Annotated in this window: 14 protein-coding genes and 1 pseudogene; 9 read left to right on the top strand and 6 right to left on the bottom strand. The window is 64.0% G+C overall.

What is annotated here, in order from left to right; translation table 11 throughout:
• The first annotated feature begins 152 nt into the window (after positions 1 to 152).
• From AC07Y0_RS21300 to AC07Y0_RS21280, 5 genes are all read left to right on the top strand, one after another.
• On the top strand, positions 153 to 866 hold the full coding sequence (locus AC07Y0_RS21300; protein WP_498679637.1) for an HAD-IA family hydrolase: 714 nt from the start codon (positions 153 to 155) through the stop codon (positions 864 to 866).
• 79 nt (positions 867 to 945) lie between these two features.
• Positions 946 to 2,556: an ABC transporter substrate-binding protein gene (locus AC07Y0_RS21295; RefSeq protein ID WP_498679636.1), complete on the top strand. Its 1,611-nt coding sequence runs from the start codon at positions 946 to 948 to the stop codon at positions 2,554 to 2,556.
• A 150-nt stretch (positions 2,557 to 2,706) separates the two neighbouring features.
• A complete protein-coding gene (locus tag AC07Y0_RS21290; RefSeq protein ID WP_498679635.1) occupies positions 2,707 to 3,657 on the top strand; it encodes an ABC transporter permease in 951 nt (316 codons plus the stop codon).
• A gap of 2 nt (positions 3,658 to 3,659) precedes the next feature.
• Positions 3,660 to 4,502, top strand: a complete 843-nt coding sequence (locus tag AC07Y0_RS21285; protein ID WP_498679634.1) for an ABC transporter permease — start codon at positions 3,660 to 3,662, stop codon at positions 4,500 to 4,502.
• Positions 4,503 to 6,155: an ABC transporter ATP-binding protein gene (locus tag AC07Y0_RS21280; protein WP_498679633.1), complete on the top strand. Its 1,653-nt coding sequence runs from the start codon at positions 4,503 to 4,505 to the stop codon at positions 6,153 to 6,155. It abuts the gene before it with no gap.
• A 35-nt stretch (positions 6,156 to 6,190) separates the two neighbouring features.
• Here the strand turns inward: AC07Y0_RS21280 and AC07Y0_RS21275 are convergent, their stop codons facing one another.
• Positions 6,191 to 6,667, bottom strand: a complete 477-nt coding sequence (locus tag AC07Y0_RS21275) for an Lrp/AsnC family transcriptional regulator (RefSeq protein ID WP_498679632.1) — start codon at positions 6,665 to 6,667, stop codon at positions 6,191 to 6,193.
• Positions 6,668 to 6,902: 235 nt separating this feature from the next.
• Here AC07Y0_RS21275 and AC07Y0_RS21270 point away from each other — a divergent pair, with 235 nt between their 5' ends.
• Entirely contained in the window at positions 6,903 to 8,228 is a 1,326-nt protein-coding gene (locus AC07Y0_RS21270; RefSeq protein ID WP_498679631.1) for an NAD(P)/FAD-dependent oxidoreductase, read from the top strand.
• 59 nt (positions 8,229 to 8,287) lie between these two features.
• Positions 8,288 to 9,193 (top strand): LysR family transcriptional regulator, encoded by a 906-nt coding sequence (locus AC07Y0_RS21265; protein ID WP_498679630.1) that lies wholly within the window; start codon positions 8,288 to 8,290, stop codon positions 9,191 to 9,193.
• 26 nt (positions 9,194 to 9,219) lie between these two features.
• Here the strand turns inward: AC07Y0_RS21265 and AC07Y0_RS21260 are convergent, their stop codons facing one another.
• The 4 genes from AC07Y0_RS21260 to AC07Y0_RS21245 are packed head-to-tail and all read right to left on the bottom strand — an operon-like array spanning position 9,220 to position 14,996.
• On the bottom strand, positions 9,220 to 10,599 hold the full coding sequence (locus AC07Y0_RS21260; protein WP_498679629.1) for an FAD/NAD(P)-dependent oxidoreductase: 1,380 nt from the start codon (positions 10,597 to 10,599) through the stop codon (positions 9,220 to 9,222).
• Positions 10,596 to 10,919: a (2Fe-2S)-binding protein gene (locus AC07Y0_RS21255; RefSeq protein WP_498679628.1), complete on the bottom strand. Its 324-nt coding sequence runs from the start codon at positions 10,917 to 10,919 to the stop codon at positions 10,596 to 10,598. The genes AC07Y0_RS21260 and AC07Y0_RS21255 overlap by 4 nt, the downstream gene beginning before the upstream one ends.
• Positions 10,916 to 12,904, bottom strand: coding sequence for a hydantoinase B/oxoprolinase family protein (locus tag AC07Y0_RS21250; RefSeq protein ID WP_498679627.1), 1,989 nt, complete (start codon positions 12,902 to 12,904; stop codon positions 10,916 to 10,918). Before AC07Y0_RS21250 ends, AC07Y0_RS21255 begins: the two co-directional genes overlap by 4 nt.
• Before the next feature lie 4 nt (positions 12,905 to 12,908).
• Entirely contained in the window at positions 12,909 to 14,996 is a 2,088-nt protein-coding gene (locus AC07Y0_RS21245) for a hydantoinase/oxoprolinase family protein (RefSeq protein ID WP_498679626.1), read from the bottom strand.
• A 210-nt stretch (positions 14,997 to 15,206) separates the two neighbouring features.
• Here AC07Y0_RS21245 and AC07Y0_RS21240 point away from each other — a divergent pair, with 210 nt between their 5' ends.
• Together AC07Y0_RS21240 and AC07Y0_RS21235 are read left to right on the top strand one after the other, a co-directional pair.
• The gene (locus AC07Y0_RS21240; RefSeq protein WP_498679625.1) at positions 15,207 to 16,409 is read left to right on the top strand and encodes an NAD(P)/FAD-dependent oxidoreductase; all 1,203 of its coding nucleotides are present in this window, start codon (positions 15,207 to 15,209) and stop codon (positions 16,407 to 16,409) included.
• Positions 16,410 to 16,430: 21 nt separating this feature from the next.
• A pseudogene (locus AC07Y0_RS21235) lies at positions 16,431 to 16,651 on the top strand (hypothetical protein); the annotation flags it as partial.
• Positions 16,652 to 16,669: 18 nt separating this feature from the next.
• Here AC07Y0_RS21235 and hpaR read toward each other — a convergent pair.
• A complete protein-coding gene (gene hpaR, locus AC07Y0_RS21230) occupies positions 16,670 to 17,173 on the bottom strand; it encodes a homoprotocatechuate degradation operon regulator HpaR (RefSeq protein WP_498679624.1) in 504 nt (167 codons plus the stop codon).
• Positions 17,174 to 17,690: the final 517 nt, after the last annotated feature.

The raw sequence follows: 17,690 nt of genomic DNA, 5'->3' as shown, positions 1-17,690 counted from the left end.
AAAATGCCAGACTTCAAGAAAGCAAAGGCCTGACCCCTTGAAATTTGGGGCCTTTGACAAAGAACCCGAAAAATTCGGGACCGGGAACAGCATAAACTTTCGTCCAGCGTGCCGAGATGGCACCCTTTGCGTTCGAAACTGGGGATAGGAAAGTGACCAAGGCTCTGCCTGAATTCAAATACATGAGTTTCGACGTCGTCGGAACGTTGATCGATTTCGAAGGCGGGCTGACGTCCTGCCTCAACGAGATCGCGGCTGAATCGGGCGTGGCCGTCGATGGCGAGGAAGCGCTCGGCCTCTATCGCGCGGCCCGCTATGCCGAAGATGCCGATCTTTTCCCGGACGATCTGGTGCGCGTCTACCGCGTCATTGCCCCGAAGCTCGGCCTGCCGGTCAACCAGGCCAACGGCGAACGCCTGCGCGATTCCGCAAAAACATGGAAAGCCTTTCCTGACAGCGCCGAAGCCTTGGCGCGGCTTGCCCGCGACTATCGGCTTATCGCCATGACGAATGCCCGCCGCTGGGCGTTCGAACACTTCTCAGCCGAACTCGGCAATCCCTTTCATGCCGCTTTCACAGCCGACGATACCGGTACCGAGAAACCCGACCCGGCCTTCTTTCACCGCGTCTTCGATTTCGTCTCCGGAGAGGGTGCCGGCAAGGACGATATCCTGCATGTGGCCCAGAGCCAGTATCACGACATCGGCGTCTCGCGGGATCTGGGCATGACCAATTGCTGGATCGAGCGGCGGCATGCGTTGAAGGGCTATGGCGGCACGATCGAACCGGCCGAGTTCACCAAGCCTGACTACCATTTTACATCGATGGCCGGTCTTGCCGATGCCGCGACTGCGGCACGGAGCTGACCGGCGATCATCTCAAAAACGAGCCAAGCCTGCTTCAAGACGGGCAGCCGGATAACCTGACGACAAAAAGGGGAATGACATGAACGATAGAACTCTCAATTGGACCCCATCGGACGACGCGATGGTCGAGAATGCCATTCGCCGCGGCGCCACACGCCGTGAGCTTCTCCACATGCTGCTGGCCGGCGGCGTTGCGCTCACGGCCAGCGGCGCCATTCTCGGGCGCGCCACCAGCGCCTATGCGTCCACGCCGAAGTCGGGCGGACACCTCAAGGCCGCAGGCTGGTCGGCATCGACTGCCGACGCGCTGGATCCCGCCAAGGCCTCGCTTTCGACGGACTATGTGCGCTGCTGCGCGCTCTACAATCGCCTGACATTCCTCGACAAGGGTGGCGTTCCCCAGATGGAGCTGGCGGAGAGCGTCGAAAGCTCGGACGCCAAGGTGTGGACCGTCAAGCTGCGCTCCGGCGTCACCTTCCATGACGGCAAGACACTCTCGTCGCAAGACGTCGTCTTCTCGCTGATGCGGCATCTCGATCCCGATGTCGGCTCCAAGGTCAATTCGATCGCCAAGCAGATCACCAGCGTCAAGGCCGTAGACCCGCTCACGGTCGAGATCACCCTGGCGAACCCCAATGCCGACCTGCCGACCATCCTGTCGATGCACCACTTCATGATCGTCCAGGATGGCACGACGGACTTTTCCAAGGGCATCGGCACAGGCGCATTCAAGCTCGAGAGCTTCGAGCCGGGTGTGAAGTCCATTGCCGTCAAGAACCCGAACTACTTCAAGTCCCAGGGCCCATATCTCGACTCTTTCGAGTATTTCGCCATCAGCGACGATAATGCCCGGGTCAACGCGCTTCTCTCGGGGGACATCCATCTGGCGGCATCGATCAAGCCCCGCTCGATGAAGCTGGTGGAAAGCCAGCCCGGTTTCGTCCTCTCCCAGACCACGTCTGGCAACTATACCAACCTCAACATGCGCCTCGACTTGGAACCGGGCAACAAGGCCGATTTTGTCGCTGGCATGAAGCATTTGATCAATCGCGAGCAGATCCAGAAATCCGTCATGCGGGGCCTGGCCGAGCTGGCCAACGACCAGCCGGTTTCGCCCGCGAGCATCTACCATAATGCCGAACTGAAGCCGAAGTCCTTCGACCCCGAAAAAGCCAAGTTCCATTTCGAAAAGGCAGGACTGATTGGCCAGTCCATCCCGATCGTCGCATCGGAGGCCGCCTCGGCCTCGGTGGATATGGCAACCGTCGTCCAGCAGGCCGGCGTCGAGATCGGCATGAAATTCGATGTCCAGCGCGTGCCCTCCGATGGTTACTGGTCGAACTACTGGCTGAAGGCGCCCGTGCACTTCGGGAACATCAACCCGCGTCCTACGCCCGACATTCTCTTCTCGTTGCTCTATTCCTCCGACGCTCCGTGGAACGAAAGCCAGTACAAGTCGGCGAAATTTGACGGGATGCTGGTCGAGGCGCGTGGTCTTCTTGACCAGGCAAAGCGCAAGGCGATCTACGACGAAATGCAGGTCATGATATCCGAGGAAGCCGGCACCGTGATCCCGGTCTTCCTCTCCAACGTGGACGCTCTCTCGGGCAGCCTCAAGGGCCTGGAAGCCAACCCTCTGGGTGGTCAGATGGGCTACGCCTTCGCCGAATATGTCTGGCTGGAGGCCTGACACGCCCTGGGGCGGCAAGGTGCCAGAACGGCGCCTTGCCTTCCTCGTCCATGGCGGGCTGGTACCTGCTCGGCAAATTACCACCCGCCGGACTTTCGCCCCGCGGCGTTGTCCGTCATGTTTAACTGTGTCCAGCAGGGGAGCCTCTTCTTGAGCACGTATGTACTCAATCTCATCACGCTTCGGCTGCTGATCGCTGCCCTGACGCTCCTGATCGTATCCTTTGCAGTCTTCTTCGCCACCGCGATGCTGCCGGGCGATACCGCGACGATCCTGCTCGGCCAGGCCGCGACGCCCGAAGCGGTCGCCGGACTGCGCAGCGCCATGAACCTCGATCAGCCCGCCTATCTGCGCTTCCTGCGCTGGCTCGTTGGTCTCGCGAGCGGTGACCTCGGAACGTCCTATGTCAACAATGTCGCAGTGGCGGACCTGGTCGGCGGCCGCTTCATCAATACGATGAGATTGGCCGGGATCACGGCCATGTTCTCCGTGCCGCTTGCGCTAACGCTCGGCATCACGGCAGCGATGTTTCGCGGTTCGCTCTACGACCGCGCAGTGACCATCCTTACCATCGGCGTCATCTCGATCCCGGAATTCATGGTCGCGACATCGGCCGTGCTGGTGTTCTCGGTCTACCTCAAATGGCTGCCGGCGCTTTCCTTTGCCAATGATGTCACGTCCGTCTGGCAGATGCTTCAGGTCTACGCCATGCCGGTGATCAGTCTGACCTTCGTTGTCTCGGCGCAAATGATCCGCATGACCCGCGCCGCCGTCATCGACACCATCAACACGCCCTATGTCGAGACTGCGCTGCTGAAGGGAGCCTCGAGGCCCCGCATGGTGTTGCGCCATGCCTTGCCAAACGCGATCGGGCCGATCGTCAATGCGGTCGCCCTTTCCCTGTCCTATCTCGTCGGCGGTGTGATTATCGTCGAGACCATCTTCAATTATCCAGGCATTGCAAAGCTGATGGTCGACGGTGTCGCAACCCGCGACCTGCCGCTCATCCAGTCCTGCGCCATGATCTTCTGCGTCGGCTATCTCAGTCTGATCACACTCGCAGACATCATTGCCATCCTTGCCAATCCGAGGCTGCGTTGATCATGACCCCATCCCTTACGCTTTCGCAAAAGTTCGGCTACCGCTTCAACTGGGTCGGAATGATCGGCCTGTCGATCATGCTCTTCTGGGGGATCATCGCGCTCATCGCGCCGCATATCATCCCCCACCCGGTCGGCGAGATCGTCGACGAGGACTATTTCGGCCCGATCAGCAGCAGGTTCTGGCTCGGCTCGGATTATCTCGGCCGCGACATGCTGTCCCGGATTCTCATGGGCGCCCGCTACACCGTCGGCATCTCGCTTGCCGCCGTCTCCATCGCCTGCTTCTCAGGCGTCGTCCTGGGAATGACGGCGGCCGTCGTCGGCGGGTGGTTCGATGCGGCACTGAGCCGGTTTCTCGATGCCATGAACTCCATTCCGAGCAAGCTTTCGGGCCTGGTCGTGGTCGCGGCGGTCGGCTCGTCCATCAGCGTGCTGATTGTCACGCTCGCCGTCATCTACACGCCCGGGGCCTATCGCTTTGCCCGTGCGCTCGCCGTCAACATCAACACCATGGATTACATCACGGTGGCGCGCACGCGCGGCGAAGGAATCGTCTACATCATCCGCTCGGAGATCCTGCCGAACATCACCGGCCCCGTGCTCGCCGATCTCGGCCTGCGCTTCGTCTTCATCGTGCTGCTGCTGTCCGGCCTTTCCTTTCTCGGCCTCGGTGTGCAGCCGCCTTATGCGGACTGGGGCGCGCTGGTCCATGAAAACGTCGGCGGCCTGCCTTTCGGTGCACCCGCCGTCATCGCCCCCTCGCTGGCGATCGCAAGCCTGACGATCAGCGTGAACCTGCTGATCGACAACCTGCCGCAAAAGATCCGTGACCGGAGCGCCTGAATGGAAAACCTCGTCGAAATCCGTGATCTGAAGGTCGAGGCCACCACCGACAGCGGCCGCCGCGTCGAGATCATCAAGGGCGTGAGCCTCGACATCGCCCAGGGAGAGATCGTGGCGCTGATCGGCGAAAGTGGATCGGGCAAGACCACCATCGCCCTGACGCTCATGGGGTATACCCGCGCGGGCTGCCGCATTTCCGGCGGCAGTGTTTGCATCGCGGGCAACGAAATGGTCTCGTTGAACGAGCGTGAACGCGCCGCTATCCGCGGCACCGAGGTCGCCTACGTCCCCCAGTCCGCCGCTGCGGCATTCAACCCGGCAAAACGCATCATCGATCAGGTGATCGAGGTCACCCGCATCCATCGACTGATGCCGGTCGAGGAGGCGAAGCAGAAGGCGGTCGCACTGTTTCGGGCCCTCTCCCTGCCTGATCCGGAAACGATCGGCAGCCGCTATCCGCACCAGGTCTCCGGCGGGCAGTTGCAGCGTCTCTCGGCCGCCATGGCGCTCATCGGCGATCCGAAACTTGTGATCTTCGACGAACCGACGACCGCACTCGATGTCACCACTCAAATCGAGGTCCTGCGCGCCTTCAAGTCGGTGATGAAAAAGGGCGGCATTTCCGGCGTCTACGTGTCGCATGATCTCGCCGTCGTTGCCCAGATCGCCGACCGCATCGTGGTCCTGCGCAACGGCGAAGTGCAGGAAGTGGGCGCCACGGCCGAGATTCTCACGCGTGCACAGCATCCCTACACACGCGAACTCCTGGCTGCGTTCGAGCCCAAGCCGCGCGGCGCTGAGACATTGGCAGAAGACCGCAGCGTCCTTCTTGACGTCCGTGGCCTTTTTGCCGGCTACGGCCCGATCCAGCCGGACGGATTGCCGCTGGTTCGTGCAGTCCAGGATGTGAGCCTGACCTTGGAAAAGGGCCGCAATCTGGGTATCATCGGCGAATCCGGTTGCGGAAAATCCACGCTGGCTCGCGCCATTGCAGGCATCCTGCCTGCATTCTCCGGCGCCATCGTCTTCGACAAAGGCGAACTTGCGGGCTCAGCACGCAAGCGCAGCCGGGACCAACTGCGCGAGATGCAGATCGTTTTCCAGTACGCCGATACTGCGCTCAATCCGGCAAAGTCGATCGAGGAAATCCTCGGCCGGCCGCTGACATTCTATCATGGCATGAAAGGCAAGCAGCGGGATGCCCGAATCGAACAGTTGCTCGACATGGTGCACCTGCCGAAGACGATCCGCCACCGCCGCCCGCAGGAGCTCTCCGGCGGACAGAAACAGCGCGTCAATTTTGCGCGCGCACTTGCGGCCGAGCCGAAGCTCATCATTTGCGATGAAGTCACGTCTGCTCTCGATACGGTGGTCGCAGCAGCCGTCATCGATCTGCTGAAGGAACTGCAGCAGGAGCTTTCGCTGTCCTACATCTTCATCAGCCACGATCTCTCGGTAGTCGAGGCGATCTGCAACGAGATCGTCGTGATGTATGGCGGCCGCAAGGTAGAGGAAATCACGCCGGCACAGCTGAAGGCGCCGCAGCATCCCTATGCGAAACTGCTTTTCTCTTCCGTTCCGAAGCTCGATCCGGGCTGGCTGGATGCGCTCGAGCTCGATCCGGAACTGGTGAAAACTTACGGCCACAGCTGACAGCCGGCTCCGCCGGCGAGATCTGCAGAATTGCCCTATAGCGGGAACAGGCTGGTCAACGGCATATGTGTCTTCACGATCGGCGATTTCAACACGACGAAGCTGAAATACTTGTCGATGCCGATATCCATATCGGTCAGCCGCTCCATGATCCCCTGATATTCACCAATACCGGCGGTCACAAACTTGATGAGATAGTCGTAGCCACCTGACACCAGATGGCATTCGATCACCTGGTCGATCTTCTCCACGACGGCCAGGAATCGGGCGAAGTCGATCTGCCGGTGGTTCTTCAAGGTGATTTCGGTAAAAACGGTCAGCGTCTGGCCGAGCTTGCCGACGTTGATCTGCGCGGAATAGCCCTCGATATAGCCTTCCTGCTGCAGCTTCTTGACGCGCATCAGACACGGGCTGGGAGACAGGTTTACCAGCTCGGCCAGCTCGACATTCGTGATGCGGCCGTTCTTCTGCAGCTCATAGAGAATCTTGATGTCGATCCTGTCGAGCTTCATCTACGCTTCTCCCCGATAAGCGCCGAAAAGGCGGCGGAACTATATGCTGCAGAAATCCCAAAATGAGCTTAACACCCTGGCGAAGCTTGTCTATTCCATACTGCACGGAAGGCCTCCGCACGATCATCGGCATTGATGCCTCGTCACCGAATTTTCTGCTGCGCAACAGGCATGTGCAGCACCCCTGGCACGGGCCAGCCGTTATGCTGAGTGCGCGACAAGGAGACCGATACCCATGCCAGCACCGCTCACGCTTGTGGACAGCCCCGATGAACTCCCCCGCTCGGCCGATGCGGTCATCATCGGTGCCGGCATCGTCGGAGTCTTTGCCGCCTATTATCTCGCCAAAAGGGGCCTGAAAGTCGTCTTGCTGGAGAAGGGGCGCGTCGGCGCCGAACAGTCGAGCCGCAATTGGGGCTGGTGCCGCCAGCAGAACCGCGACGCACGCGAACTGCCCATGGCAACGAAGAGCCTCGGTCTCTGGGAACAGTTCGCCCAGGAGAGCGGCGAGGACACCGGCTTTCGCCGCTGCGGCCTTCTCTATCTGAGCAATAGCGAGGAAGAACTGGCCGGCTGGGCGCGGTGGAGGGATTTTGCCCGCACCGTCGGCGTGACGACCCATATGCTCGACAGCGTGGCTGCCGCCGAACGTGGAATGGCAACCGCCCGCGCCTGGAAGGGCGGCGTCTTTTCACCAAGCGACGGCATCGCCGATCCGTCCGCCGCCGCGCCGGCCGTCGCTCGTGCCGTCCTCAAGCACGGCGGAACCGTGCTTCAGAACTGCGCCGCCCGCGGCATCGAGACGGAGGGAGGACGCCTTTCCGCCGTCGTCACCGAACATGGTGCGATCCGCACCGGCACGGCAATCCTTTCCGGTGGCGCCTGGGCTTCCTCCTTCTGCCGCCAACTCGGCATCCGGTTTCCCCAGGCGTCCATACGATCGTCAATCCTCTCTGTCGCGGCAGGCGAAGGCATTCTTCCCGATGCGCTGCACACCGCACGCGTCTCGGCCACCCGTCGCGGCGACGGCGGATATACGCTTGCCATCAGCGGCCGGGGCCGGGTGGACCCCACCGCCCAGCAGATCCGCTTCGCCGCTCAATTCCTGCCGATGTTCATGCGTCGCTGGCGCTCCCTGTCGCCGGGCGGCCTCGAGGGCGTCCGCTGCGGCCACGAGAGCCTGGCCCGCTGGCGGCTCGACCGTCCGACCCCGATGGAACACATGCGGATCCTCGATCCGGCCGTCGATCGCGGCACGATCCGGATGACCTACGAGCGTGCCGCAGAACTGCTGCCGGCATTGAAGGGCCGCCGCATCACCGCGAGCTGGGCCGGTTACGTCGATTCAACCCCGGACGGTGTGCCGGCCATCGGGGAGACCGCGGCTGTTCCCGGCTTCATCCTCGCCGCCGGCTTCAGTGGCCACGGTTTCGGCATCGGCCCCGGCGCCGGTCATCTGATCGCCGATCTTGTCACCGGATCGGCCCCGCTGGTCGATGCCCGTCCGTATCATCCTGACCGCTTCTCGCAATCCGCATGGGGCAAGGTCGCGGACTTTTGAAACACCGCATTTGGCATTGGGCTGCCCCGCCGATCTGCCAGAGAAAACCGGACGCCTCGATGCAAGCACGCCAGCTCGAAGTCTTCTGCATGGTCATGCGCTGCGGGACGGTGACGGGCGCTGCCCAGATGCTCAACATCTCGCAGCCGGCGCTCAGCCAGATCCTCATGCACACCGAAGACCAGCTCGGCTTCAAACTGTTCACCCGGCTGCGCGGAAAGCTGGTTCCGACGCGCGAGGCCGAAGAACTCTATCCCGAAGCCGAGCGCATATTTGCCGAGATCGGCGCACTGAGGCGGCGCACGACGGATATGCGCTTCGGCCGCACCGGCCTGATCCGGATCGCGGCTTCCGCGCCACCGGCAATGGCGATCGTGCCCAAGGCGTTTTCGGCCTTTCGCGATGTTCATCCCGACATCGTCGTACGTTCGCTGATCGCCCCGCTCGACAATGTCGTCGAGATGGTCCGAAGCGGGGACGCCCCTATCGGCATCGTCATGAACAACACGCCGCGACACGGTATCCACGTGGAGACGCTCGGCAATGCCGAGCTGATCTGCATCATGCCCGAAGACCATCGCCTGGTCAGCCAGGACAGGATAGGCTTTGCCGACATCCAGAACGAACCCCTGATTTCCTACCGAACCGACACGCTTCCCGGCCAGTTGCTCGCAGGCGCGGCCGAGGCGCAGGCCCTTACATTCAACCCGGCCATCGAGATTGACATCTCCATCACGGCGCTGCCCTTCGTGCGCGATGGCTTCGGCATCGCGATCGTGGACGGTCTATTGCCCTGGGAACAGTTTCCAGGGCTCGTGCGCCGTGCCTTCGTGCCCCGGCTGACGGTCCCAGTGGCGCTGCTCACCGCCAGGGACCGACCACTCACGGGAAATCACGCGGCCATGCGGGATTGCCTGCGTGATGCCTGCCTGAGGGTGCTGCAGGTGGGCAGCCCGACAATTTAGCGTTCCGTTTCGCCTTTTTCGGCAACCTATTCCTCGCCGATCCATGCCCCGATCGGAACGGGACGCACAGGGGCCTGTTCACGCAGGCGCCCGGCTTCGCAGACCGAAATGCCGGCCCGTGCGGCAATCAGTTCGGCACCGGCCAGCTGACAATAGCGACCCTGGCAGCGGCCCATGCCGATGCGGGCGAGCGATTTCACCCTGTTGGCTTCCGCGCCATTGCGGGCCGCCGTCTCGCGCACCTCTCCGGCCGTGACCCCTTCGCAGCGGCAGACGATCGTTTCGTCGGGTATGGCGCGCAGCATGGCATCCGGCCAGGGAAAAGCCCGAGCCAGCGCACGGGCAAATCGCTCATAGCGCGTCAGTCGGCGCAGGTCAGGTACGAGATTCGGTGCAGGTCGCCCCATATCGGAGAGACAGGCAGCCGCCGCCACGCGCCCGGCGATCTCCGCGCCATCCGCCCCCAGGATCCGTACGCCGTCGCCGGCGAGGTAAAGTCCTTCCGCCGCGCGGCCCAGCCCGTCGGTTCGCGGCAGCCATTGCGCCCAGCCCTCGTCGTAGTCGAAGGCGCAGCCGGCAAGCCCGGCAAGCTGCGTCTCGGCACGCAGATGCCAGCCGAGGCCGACCATGTCGCAGGCGGTCACGCGGGATCTTCCTTGGGCATCGCGCCAGCGAATGCCGGTCGGGCCGCGCTCGTCGCAATCGATCCCGTCCAGGGTGACGCCGGCATGGTAGCGCCGACCGAGCCGCAGGCGCATCCGCAGGCGCATCCGCAGGCCCCTGAGGACGAGCACAGGCCGCGCCAGCATGCCCGGCAAAGCCGTCAGCTGCGCGGAGAGCGGCGCTGTGTCGAGCACGGCACAAACGTCCGCGCCCGCCTTCAGCAGCTGGCACGCCACCAGTGTCAGGAGCGGTCCGGAACCGGCAAGCACGATCTTTCGTCCGAGCGCCACGCCCTGCGCCTTCAGCGCGATCTGCGCCGCGCCCAGACTGTAGACACCGGCTGACTGCCAGCCTGGCACCGGCGCCAGCCGGTCGGTGGCACCCGTCGCCAGGATCAGGCGGTCATACGCGAAGGTCCTGCGACCGGCAGGCGTCAGGGCATGAAGCACCCCCCCCGCCACGGCAACGGCAGAGCTCAACGGATGGTAGTCGACCTGGCCCTTCGCCACCATGGCATCGAACACCGCATGCAAGGCGCGCGCCTTGCCCGCGTCCGGCCCATAGAGCTCGTCCGGCGGCCGCGTGAAGCCGAGCGGCGGACGGCGGTAGATCTGTCCACCGGCCCTTTGCCCTTCGTCGAGGACGACCGGCCGGATACCGGCGGCGACAAGCACCTCCGCGGCACGGATACCGGCCGGCCCGGCGCCAATGATCACCACTTTTGACCCCTGCTGCCCGGTCATGGCCAGCACTCCGGCGCCTCGGTCGCAAGCCGCATTCCCTCCGCGACCGGAGTGGAGCAGGCCCTGAGCCGCGTACCGTCCTCCTTCCAGACCCAGCAGTCCTGGCAGGCACCCATCAGGCAGAAGCCGGCGCGAGCCTCCGGCCCGAACTCCGAACGCCGCAGCGCCGGGGCGCAAGCCAGAATAGCCGTCAGCACCGTGTCACCGGCCAATGCTTCGCACGCGACACCATCGAGAAAGAACTGGACCCGCGTCCTCTCGATCTCCGAAAGCCGGACGATCCGTCCGTCGCCAAGGTCTTGTCGCGTATCCGGCTTCATTCGGCAGCCTGCCGGACGGCCGAAGCCGGCTCCGGCATCTCTATGAAGCGCGCCCGCACGCCCGCAAGGGCGGCCGCCACTCCGTCATGTCCGGCCCTGTCCTTCATGCGCCGGAATATCTCGGTCTTGGCGAAGAAGCGCCAGTGGATCGGAAGGCCTGCAAGGATCTCCGTCAGCAAGGCATAAGCGGCTGGCGTCCATTGCGTCTCATATCCCTCGCGTTCGGGGCCAAAATGGAAATGTCCGGCATGGGCGACGGTCAGGGAACGCAGTCGGGCCGTCGCTTCCTCGTCGATCAAACCGCCGCTGATCACGACCCCATAGTCCCGCTCGGCCGCTTCGACAGACACGTAGCCGCGCTCCACATCCCTTGCGACACGCCAGGTCTCACGCTCGAGCGGATTGCCGCGCCCGCCGCCACCCGCCGAACGGATCTCCAGCACATCGCCCGGCTGGAGGACGGCGGTGTCGATATTGCCGAGCCGCAGATAGCGATCCGTTCCGGGGTTGAGCACCATGTCGGACAGGCCTGCGGCGCGACCGCCGAGCACGCCCCATGGGCGGAAGAAGCTGCGGTCGCGATTGCGCGCCGTGATCCGACTGCCCGGCGCAAAGACCCGGAAGGCCATTTCCGTGGCAAGACCGCCACGCCAGCGTCCCGCCCCGCCGCTGTCGCGCGCCAGCCCATAGCGCAGGAACTCGATCGGCACCTCCGTCTCGGTGATTTCGATCGGCGTGTTCTTGAGGTAGGCGGCATCCGCGCCCGAGCCATTGGTGCCGTCGCGATGCGGCATGCCGCCGCCGCCGCCGACCACCGGATTGACCGCCGCCAGCACTGTGCGCCCCGTCCTCTCGTCCGTCGTCATGACGTTGACGATGCAATTGTTGCCGGCGGGCGCTGCCGGCAGACGTTCCGGGACAGCCTGGCTGAAGGCGCCGAAGATGACGGAGCGGAGCCGCGCGCAGGTGAGCGATCGCATACCGACCGCCGCCGGATGAACCGGATTGAGCACGCTGCCCTTAGGCGCGATGCAGGTGAATGGGCGCGTGAGCCCGGTATTGAGAAGGATGTTGGGGTTCAACGTGTAGAGGACGTAGTAGACGCCGACCAGCAGCATCGTATGGCGCGGGTCGTCGCCGGAGGGGACGTTGAGCGAGGAGCCGAGCTGCGGATCGGAACCGGTGAAATCGAGAACCGCCTCGTCACCCCTGATCGTCAATGTCAGCTTCAAGCGGCATGGATTGGCTTCCACCGAATCCTCGTCCGCATAGTCGACGAACTCCCAGGTGCCGTCCGGCATCGACCGCAGGATGGAACGCGCCTGCGCCTCGGCATGATCCAGAAGCGCCTCGGCGCCTTCGAGAAAGGCCTGTTTTCCAAACTTCTTCACCATGGCGAGGATCTTGCGCTCGCCGGTGTTGAGCGCGCCGACCAGCGCCTTGATGTCGCCGAGATTGAGATCGGGCTTGCGCACATTGGTCGTCATGATGCGCAGGATGGCGTCGTCGAAAACCCCTTCCCTCACCAGCTTCATCGGCGGAAAGCGGATACCCTCCTGATGGATCTCCGTCAGGGCGCGCGACAGCGAGGCGGGCACGGCCCCACCCATGTCGGTGTTGTGGATATGCCCGCCGGTCCAGGCGATGATCTCGCCGTCATGGAAGACGGGTTTCCAGAGGTGGGTGTCCGGCGCGTGGGTCGCGACATGGCCGGAATAGGGATCGTTGGTAAACGCCACGTCGCCCGGCCGGTAGTCCCCGACCATGTCGATGACCCGCCCCCAGGTCAGTCCCGGATACCAGGTGGCCCCGAGCCCCATCGGCACACCGAAGGTCTCACCCTTGCGGTTCATCAGCATGACGGTGAAGTCTTCGGTTTCCTTGACGAAGGCCGAATGCGCCGTGCGCTGCAGCGTATAGGCCATGTTCTCGGCCGCCGCCCGCACATGGTTTGCGAAAACACGCAGGTTGGTCTGGTCGAACATGGCGTTACTCCGCAAAGGTCAGATGAATGTTCATGTGGCGGTCGACGCGCGCGTCAGTGCCGGGGGGAATGGCAAAGGTGGTGTCGTCCTGCGCCACCACGGCCGGACCGGTGAAGTGCGCGCCGGGTTGGAGCGCACCGCGGCGAAAGAGGCCGATTTCCTCGACCGCACCGCCGACATAGACGGGGATCATGCGTTCGGGCGAGGCAATGCTCGCCACCTCCTTCGCCGCCACCGAAAATTCGAGGACAGGTCCCGCACCGATCGCCGAAAGGCGCAGGTTGACGAGTTCGATCTCGCCCTCCGGATCGGAAAAGTCGTAAAGCTGCGCATGCATGGCGTGGAACGCCGTCTGCATGGCCGGGCGATTGTCGTCGTGGATCCAGGCCGGCTCGATCGGCACTTCGATCTCGAAGCTCTGCCCGAAATAGCGCATGTCGGCCGAGATCTTCAGCTCGGCCGGACCCTCGTGCCCCTGTGCGGCAAGCCAGGTTCGGCCCTCGCCGACCAGGGCGTCGAGGGCTTCACGCAGCACCGGCGCCGCCGCTTCTGCGAGGTGGACGAAGACCGTGCGAATGAAATCGCCGCGCAGATCCGCAACCAGCCCCCCCAGCGCCGAGACGACGCCGGGTCGGGGCGGCGCAATGACCCGCGCCATGCCGAACTCGCGTGCGAGGAATGCGCCCAGCATCGGACCGCCGCCGCCAAACGGCATCAGCGTGAAGTCCCGCAGATCGACGCCGGCACGCGAGGCGAGTTTTTCGACCTCGACGAACATTTCCGAGATTGCCACGTCGAGGATCGCCTGGGCCGTCGCCTCTGTCGGACGGCCGATACGGGCGGCCAGGCTGCCGACAGCCGCGCGCGCCAGGCCCACGTCGATCTGCAATTGCCCATAGGCCATCTCGCTGTGACCGAGCCAGCCGCACACCGCCATCGCATCCGTCACCGTCGGTTCGCGTCCGCCGCGGCCGTAGCACGCGGGCCCGGGTACCGAGCCCGCCGATTCCGGCCCGACGCGCAGCACGCCATGCTGATCGACGCTGGCGATCGACCCACCGCCGATGCCGATCGAGCTGACCGATACCGAGGGAATATGCAGCGGGAATTCCCCGATCAACTCGCCGGTGCCGAATTGCGGCTCGCCGTCGATGATCAATGCGAAGTCGGCGGATGTGCCGCCAATGTCGAGGGTCAACACCTGCCGTTCGCCGGCCCGCCTGGCAAGCCACGCCGCGCCGATCACGCCTGAAGCCGTGCCGGAGAGCAGCATCTGCACACAGGACCGCTTGCCCTCCGCCGCATTCATCAGCCCGCCGTTCGACTTGGTGAGAAGGGCCGGAGCCGTGACACCGCGCGATTTCAACCTGTCCTCGAGAGCGGTGAGATATCCGGCAATGCGGGGATGCACATAGCCGTTCAGGATGGTCGTCGTGGTGCGCTCGTATTCGCGGATCACAGGCCAGACCTCCGACGAGGTGAAGACGAACAGATCCGGAGCAAGCCGTTCGATCTCCTGCTTGACGGCAGCCTCCTGGACGGGGTTGCGCCAGGCATGCAGGAAGGAGACGATGATGCCGGCGGCACCCTTCGCCCGTGCGGCGACGAGGGCTTCGGCGACGGCTTCCATATCCGGAGCGCGTGCCTCGCTGCCGTCGGCCCGCAGCCGCGCCGGGATGCCGAAGACCATGTCGCGCGCAATGAGCTGATCCGGACGCGCGCAGAACAGCGAATAGACGTCCGGCATTCTCAGGCGCGCCAGTTCGATGACATCCTCGAAGCCGGAATTGGTCAGAAGCGCAAGCGAAACACCGCGTCGCTGAATGACGGTGTTGATGCCGACCGTCGTCCCATGCACGAAGCGGCTGATGGCCGCCGGGTCCAGGCCCTCCCGTTCGGCGAGGAGCGTCAGCCCGGTCATCAGTTCCGCGCCCGGATCGTCGGGCGTCGTCAGGACCTTCAGGGAGGCGACCCGGCCGGACCTCGCATCCAGCGCACAGAAATCGATGAAGGTGCCGCCGATGTCGACCCCCACCTTCCAGTCCTCTCCACCGACCCACTTTGTCGCGGTTCCGCTCGTGGCGCTTGTCATGCCCATTCCTTTCGCTGTTCTTGCGCAAAGCTGGCACGGCCTGGCGGCCAAGGTCCAAGATCGAAACGGCAGCCGATCATAAGTCCCGCTTATGCATATCGCGGGATGCCCCATAGGCCGCGCTTATGGGCGGCATGCGATCCCGACTTTGACGGGCACCTGCCCGCTGGCACACAGTCCTGGAAACGTACCAGACCGGAGGAATGTCGCATGGACGTGATCGTGCTTGGCGGCGGACTGATGGGGACCGCCTCGGCCTATTTTCTCGCACGGCGCGGGTTGAAGGTGACCCTTGTCGAGCGTAACCGCGTCGGTAGCGGCGCGACCGTCGCGTCCTTCGGCAATATCCGCCGGAGCGGCCGCTATCTGCCGCAGCTTCCGCTGGCGCATCGCTCGCTGTCTCTGTGGCGCGAGGCCGAAGCGATGCTGGGGCAGGATGTCGAGTTTCGCCCGACCGGCCACCTGCGTCTCGTCTTCGGCGAAACGGGGCTGGCAGCGATGCGCGCGTTCATCGAGGCCGCAAGGCCCTGGGGACTGGCCCTCGACGAGCTGGATATGCGCGACGTCCGCGGACGCTTTCCAGGCGTCGGCCCCGGTGCGATCGGCGCCTCCTTCTCGCCCGACGACGGCAGCGGCAACCCCCGGCTGATCGCGCCAGCCTTTGCCGCGGCCGCAGCTCGCCTCGGCGCCAGGATTGTCGAACAGGCCGAGGTCGGTGCCATCAAGAGGACGGAGTTCGGATTCGAGGTGGAAACCTCCGGGGGCCTGATCGGCGGGGACGTCCTGCTCAACACCGCAGGCGCCTGGGGTGCGCGGGTCGCCGCCTGGTTCGGCGAAACTGTGCCGATCGAGGCACGCGGTCCGCAAATGGGCGTCACGGAACCGCTGCCATACCGCATCCAGCCGGTCGTCGGCGTCTGGGGCGGAGACGGCACCGAAGGCTATTTGCGGCAGGTCGAGCGCGGCAATATCGTGTTCGGCGGCGGGGTCGAACGCACGCAGGTTGCGCTCGACCCCGGGCACGCAAAGGCCGATCCGGCCAGCCTGTCGCAACAGCTTCGCATGCTCCTGCCGCTGCTGCCCGCACTGGCGAAGGCTTCCGTCATCCGCACCTGGTCCGGTTGCGAGGGCTATGTCGCCGATGGCCTGCCCGTGATGGGACAATCAGCGACCACACCCGGCCTCTTCCACGCCTTCGGCTTCTCCGGACACGGTTTCCAGCTCGGCCCCGGCGTCGGCGACGTGATGGCCGAGCTTATCGCCACGGGGCGAACCGAAACGCCACTGCACGATTTCCGCATCGGGCGCTTTGTCAGCCCAAACGAGGAATCGGTTCCCAACATCGCCGCGACACGGGAGATGAATGAAGGGATTGAAGAGATGACCGCTATCCCCCGTGGCCGGTCGACCTAGCTCTTCATGAGCTTGAGCTGTGGCATCAACAATCCCTGGGCCGGTCGAGACGCGGTCCAGGGACGCCTCCCCACGGTCCCCAAACCGTGCGTGACGTTCCGGCCACCCACATCCTGAAACAGACTGGAGCCTATGAGCCGGCAAGCCATGCGATCCAGGACACGCCGCATATCGTGCAGCAGTACGACGGCCGGTTCCTGCCGCTGGACGAGGAGCCGCTTCGACATGTTGCGGTCATTTGAGCAACGGGAGTGCCGGCCTTAATCGTCGAGCACCGAGGATACGGCTTCGTTGCGATAGGTGGTGAGTTCATCGAGCAGTTCGAGCAAGATGTCCATCCGCTCGCGTCCGAAGCGGGTTTCGAGATCCTGGTAGATCTTGCGACTGTCGGGCATCACGGCGCGGATGATCGTCTCGCCTGCGGGTGCGATCCGCAGGAGGACACGGCGTCCGTCGGACTTGTCCTTATGCTTGGAGATGAAGCCGCGTTCCTCCAGGGAGCGGATCATCCGCGTGAGGCTGGGGGCGAGGATGAAGGCGCGTTCGGCGACTTCCGAGGCATCCAGGGTTCCGGCTTCATAAAGGACGCGAATTACCCGCCATTGCTGCTCCGTGACGTCGTGCTTCGCCAGCATCGGGCGGAAATGGCTCATCACGGCTTCGCGGGCACGCAGGAGCGTGATCGGCAGTGATCGGCGCGTCGAGCGCAGTGCGGTCACGCCTTCCATCGATTCTGCATCCTCTGTCAGAGGTCCGTCAGCCATGCCAGTCCGCTCTTTGCTGATGCCCTAAGCAGGTTCATTGTTCTATTCTGCCCAAGTTCGCAAGACCTTCCGTCATGCTGGCCGCTGCTTCTTTCGGCTGAGGGGCGAACCGGTCCGTTCGCTCGTCCGTGGGGTCGGTCGCGCGGACCGCTTCGTCTGCCGCCGAACACATGGCGGCACGCCATGCAGCGGCCGGCTGGGTGGAACTCGCCTCCGGCAACCATGCGCCGGCGGAGGCCGTCGTCTCCCTCGACTGCCGCCTGAGACAGGCGTTCCTCATCGGGTGCACAACATCCTGATCGGAGAGGTGCCGGACATCCCTGCCCGGCGGGGCGGCAATGCGGCGCTCCATTTCTACTGCAGCTTCTTCAACGTGTCCTCGCCTTCCGTTTCACTCGGCGGCGGAAAAAACGCCGTCGACGCTTGACAGGTCAGCCAATATATTTAACATGCTAAGTATATTGGCGGGAGGCCAATCGGCTCGGCATGCCGGCCAAGATGCCGCTCAGCGTGGAGG

The organism is Allorhizobium sp. GW101-3B10 (assembly GCF_059424725.1).
This window is presented reverse-complemented; position numbering and strand designations above follow the sequence as displayed.

What these genes read in the sequence shown, in the direction of transcription:
- AC07Y0_RS21255 (WP_498679628.1), bottom strand. Translation starts at nt 10,919, where the DNA reads ATGAAGCCGGATACGCGACAAGACCTTGGCGACGGACGGATCGTCCGG.
- hpaR (WP_498679624.1), bottom strand. Translation starts at nt 17,173, where the DNA reads ATGGCTGACGGACCTCTGACAGAGGATGCAGAATCGATGGAAGGCGTG.
- AC07Y0_RS21240 (WP_498679625.1), top strand. Translation starts at nt 15,207, where the DNA reads ATGGACGTGATCGTGCTTGGCGGCGGACTGATGGGGACCGCCTCGGCC.
- AC07Y0_RS21285 (WP_498679634.1), top strand. Translation starts at nt 3,660, where the DNA reads ATGACCCCATCCCTTACGCTTTCGCAAAAGTTCGGCTACCGCTTCAAC.
- AC07Y0_RS21245 (WP_498679626.1), bottom strand. Translation starts at nt 14,996, where the DNA reads ATGACAAGCGCCACGAGCGGAACCGCGACAAAGTGGGTCGGTGGAGAG.
- AC07Y0_RS21265 (WP_498679630.1), top strand. Translation starts at nt 8,288, where the DNA reads ATGCAAGCACGCCAGCTCGAAGTCTTCTGCATGGTCATGCGCTGCGGG.
- AC07Y0_RS21260 (WP_498679629.1), bottom strand. Translation starts at nt 10,599, where the DNA reads ATGACCGGGCAGCAGGGGTCAAAAGTGGTGATCATTGGCGCCGGGCCG.
- AC07Y0_RS21250 (WP_498679627.1), bottom strand. Translation starts at nt 12,904, where the DNA reads ATGTTCGACCAGACCAACCTGCGTGTTTTCGCAAACCATGTGCGGGCG.
- AC07Y0_RS21280 (WP_498679633.1), top strand. Translation starts at nt 4,503, where the DNA reads ATGGAAAACCTCGTCGAAATCCGTGATCTGAAGGTCGAGGCCACCACC.
- AC07Y0_RS21295 (WP_498679636.1), top strand. Translation starts at nt 946, where the DNA reads ATGAACGATAGAACTCTCAATTGGACCCCATCGGACGACGCGATGGTC.
- AC07Y0_RS21275 (WP_498679632.1), bottom strand. Translation starts at nt 6,667, where the DNA reads ATGAAGCTCGACAGGATCGACATCAAGATTCTCTATGAGCTGCAGAAG.
- AC07Y0_RS21270 (WP_498679631.1), top strand. Translation starts at nt 6,903, where the DNA reads ATGCCAGCACCGCTCACGCTTGTGGACAGCCCCGATGAACTCCCCCGC.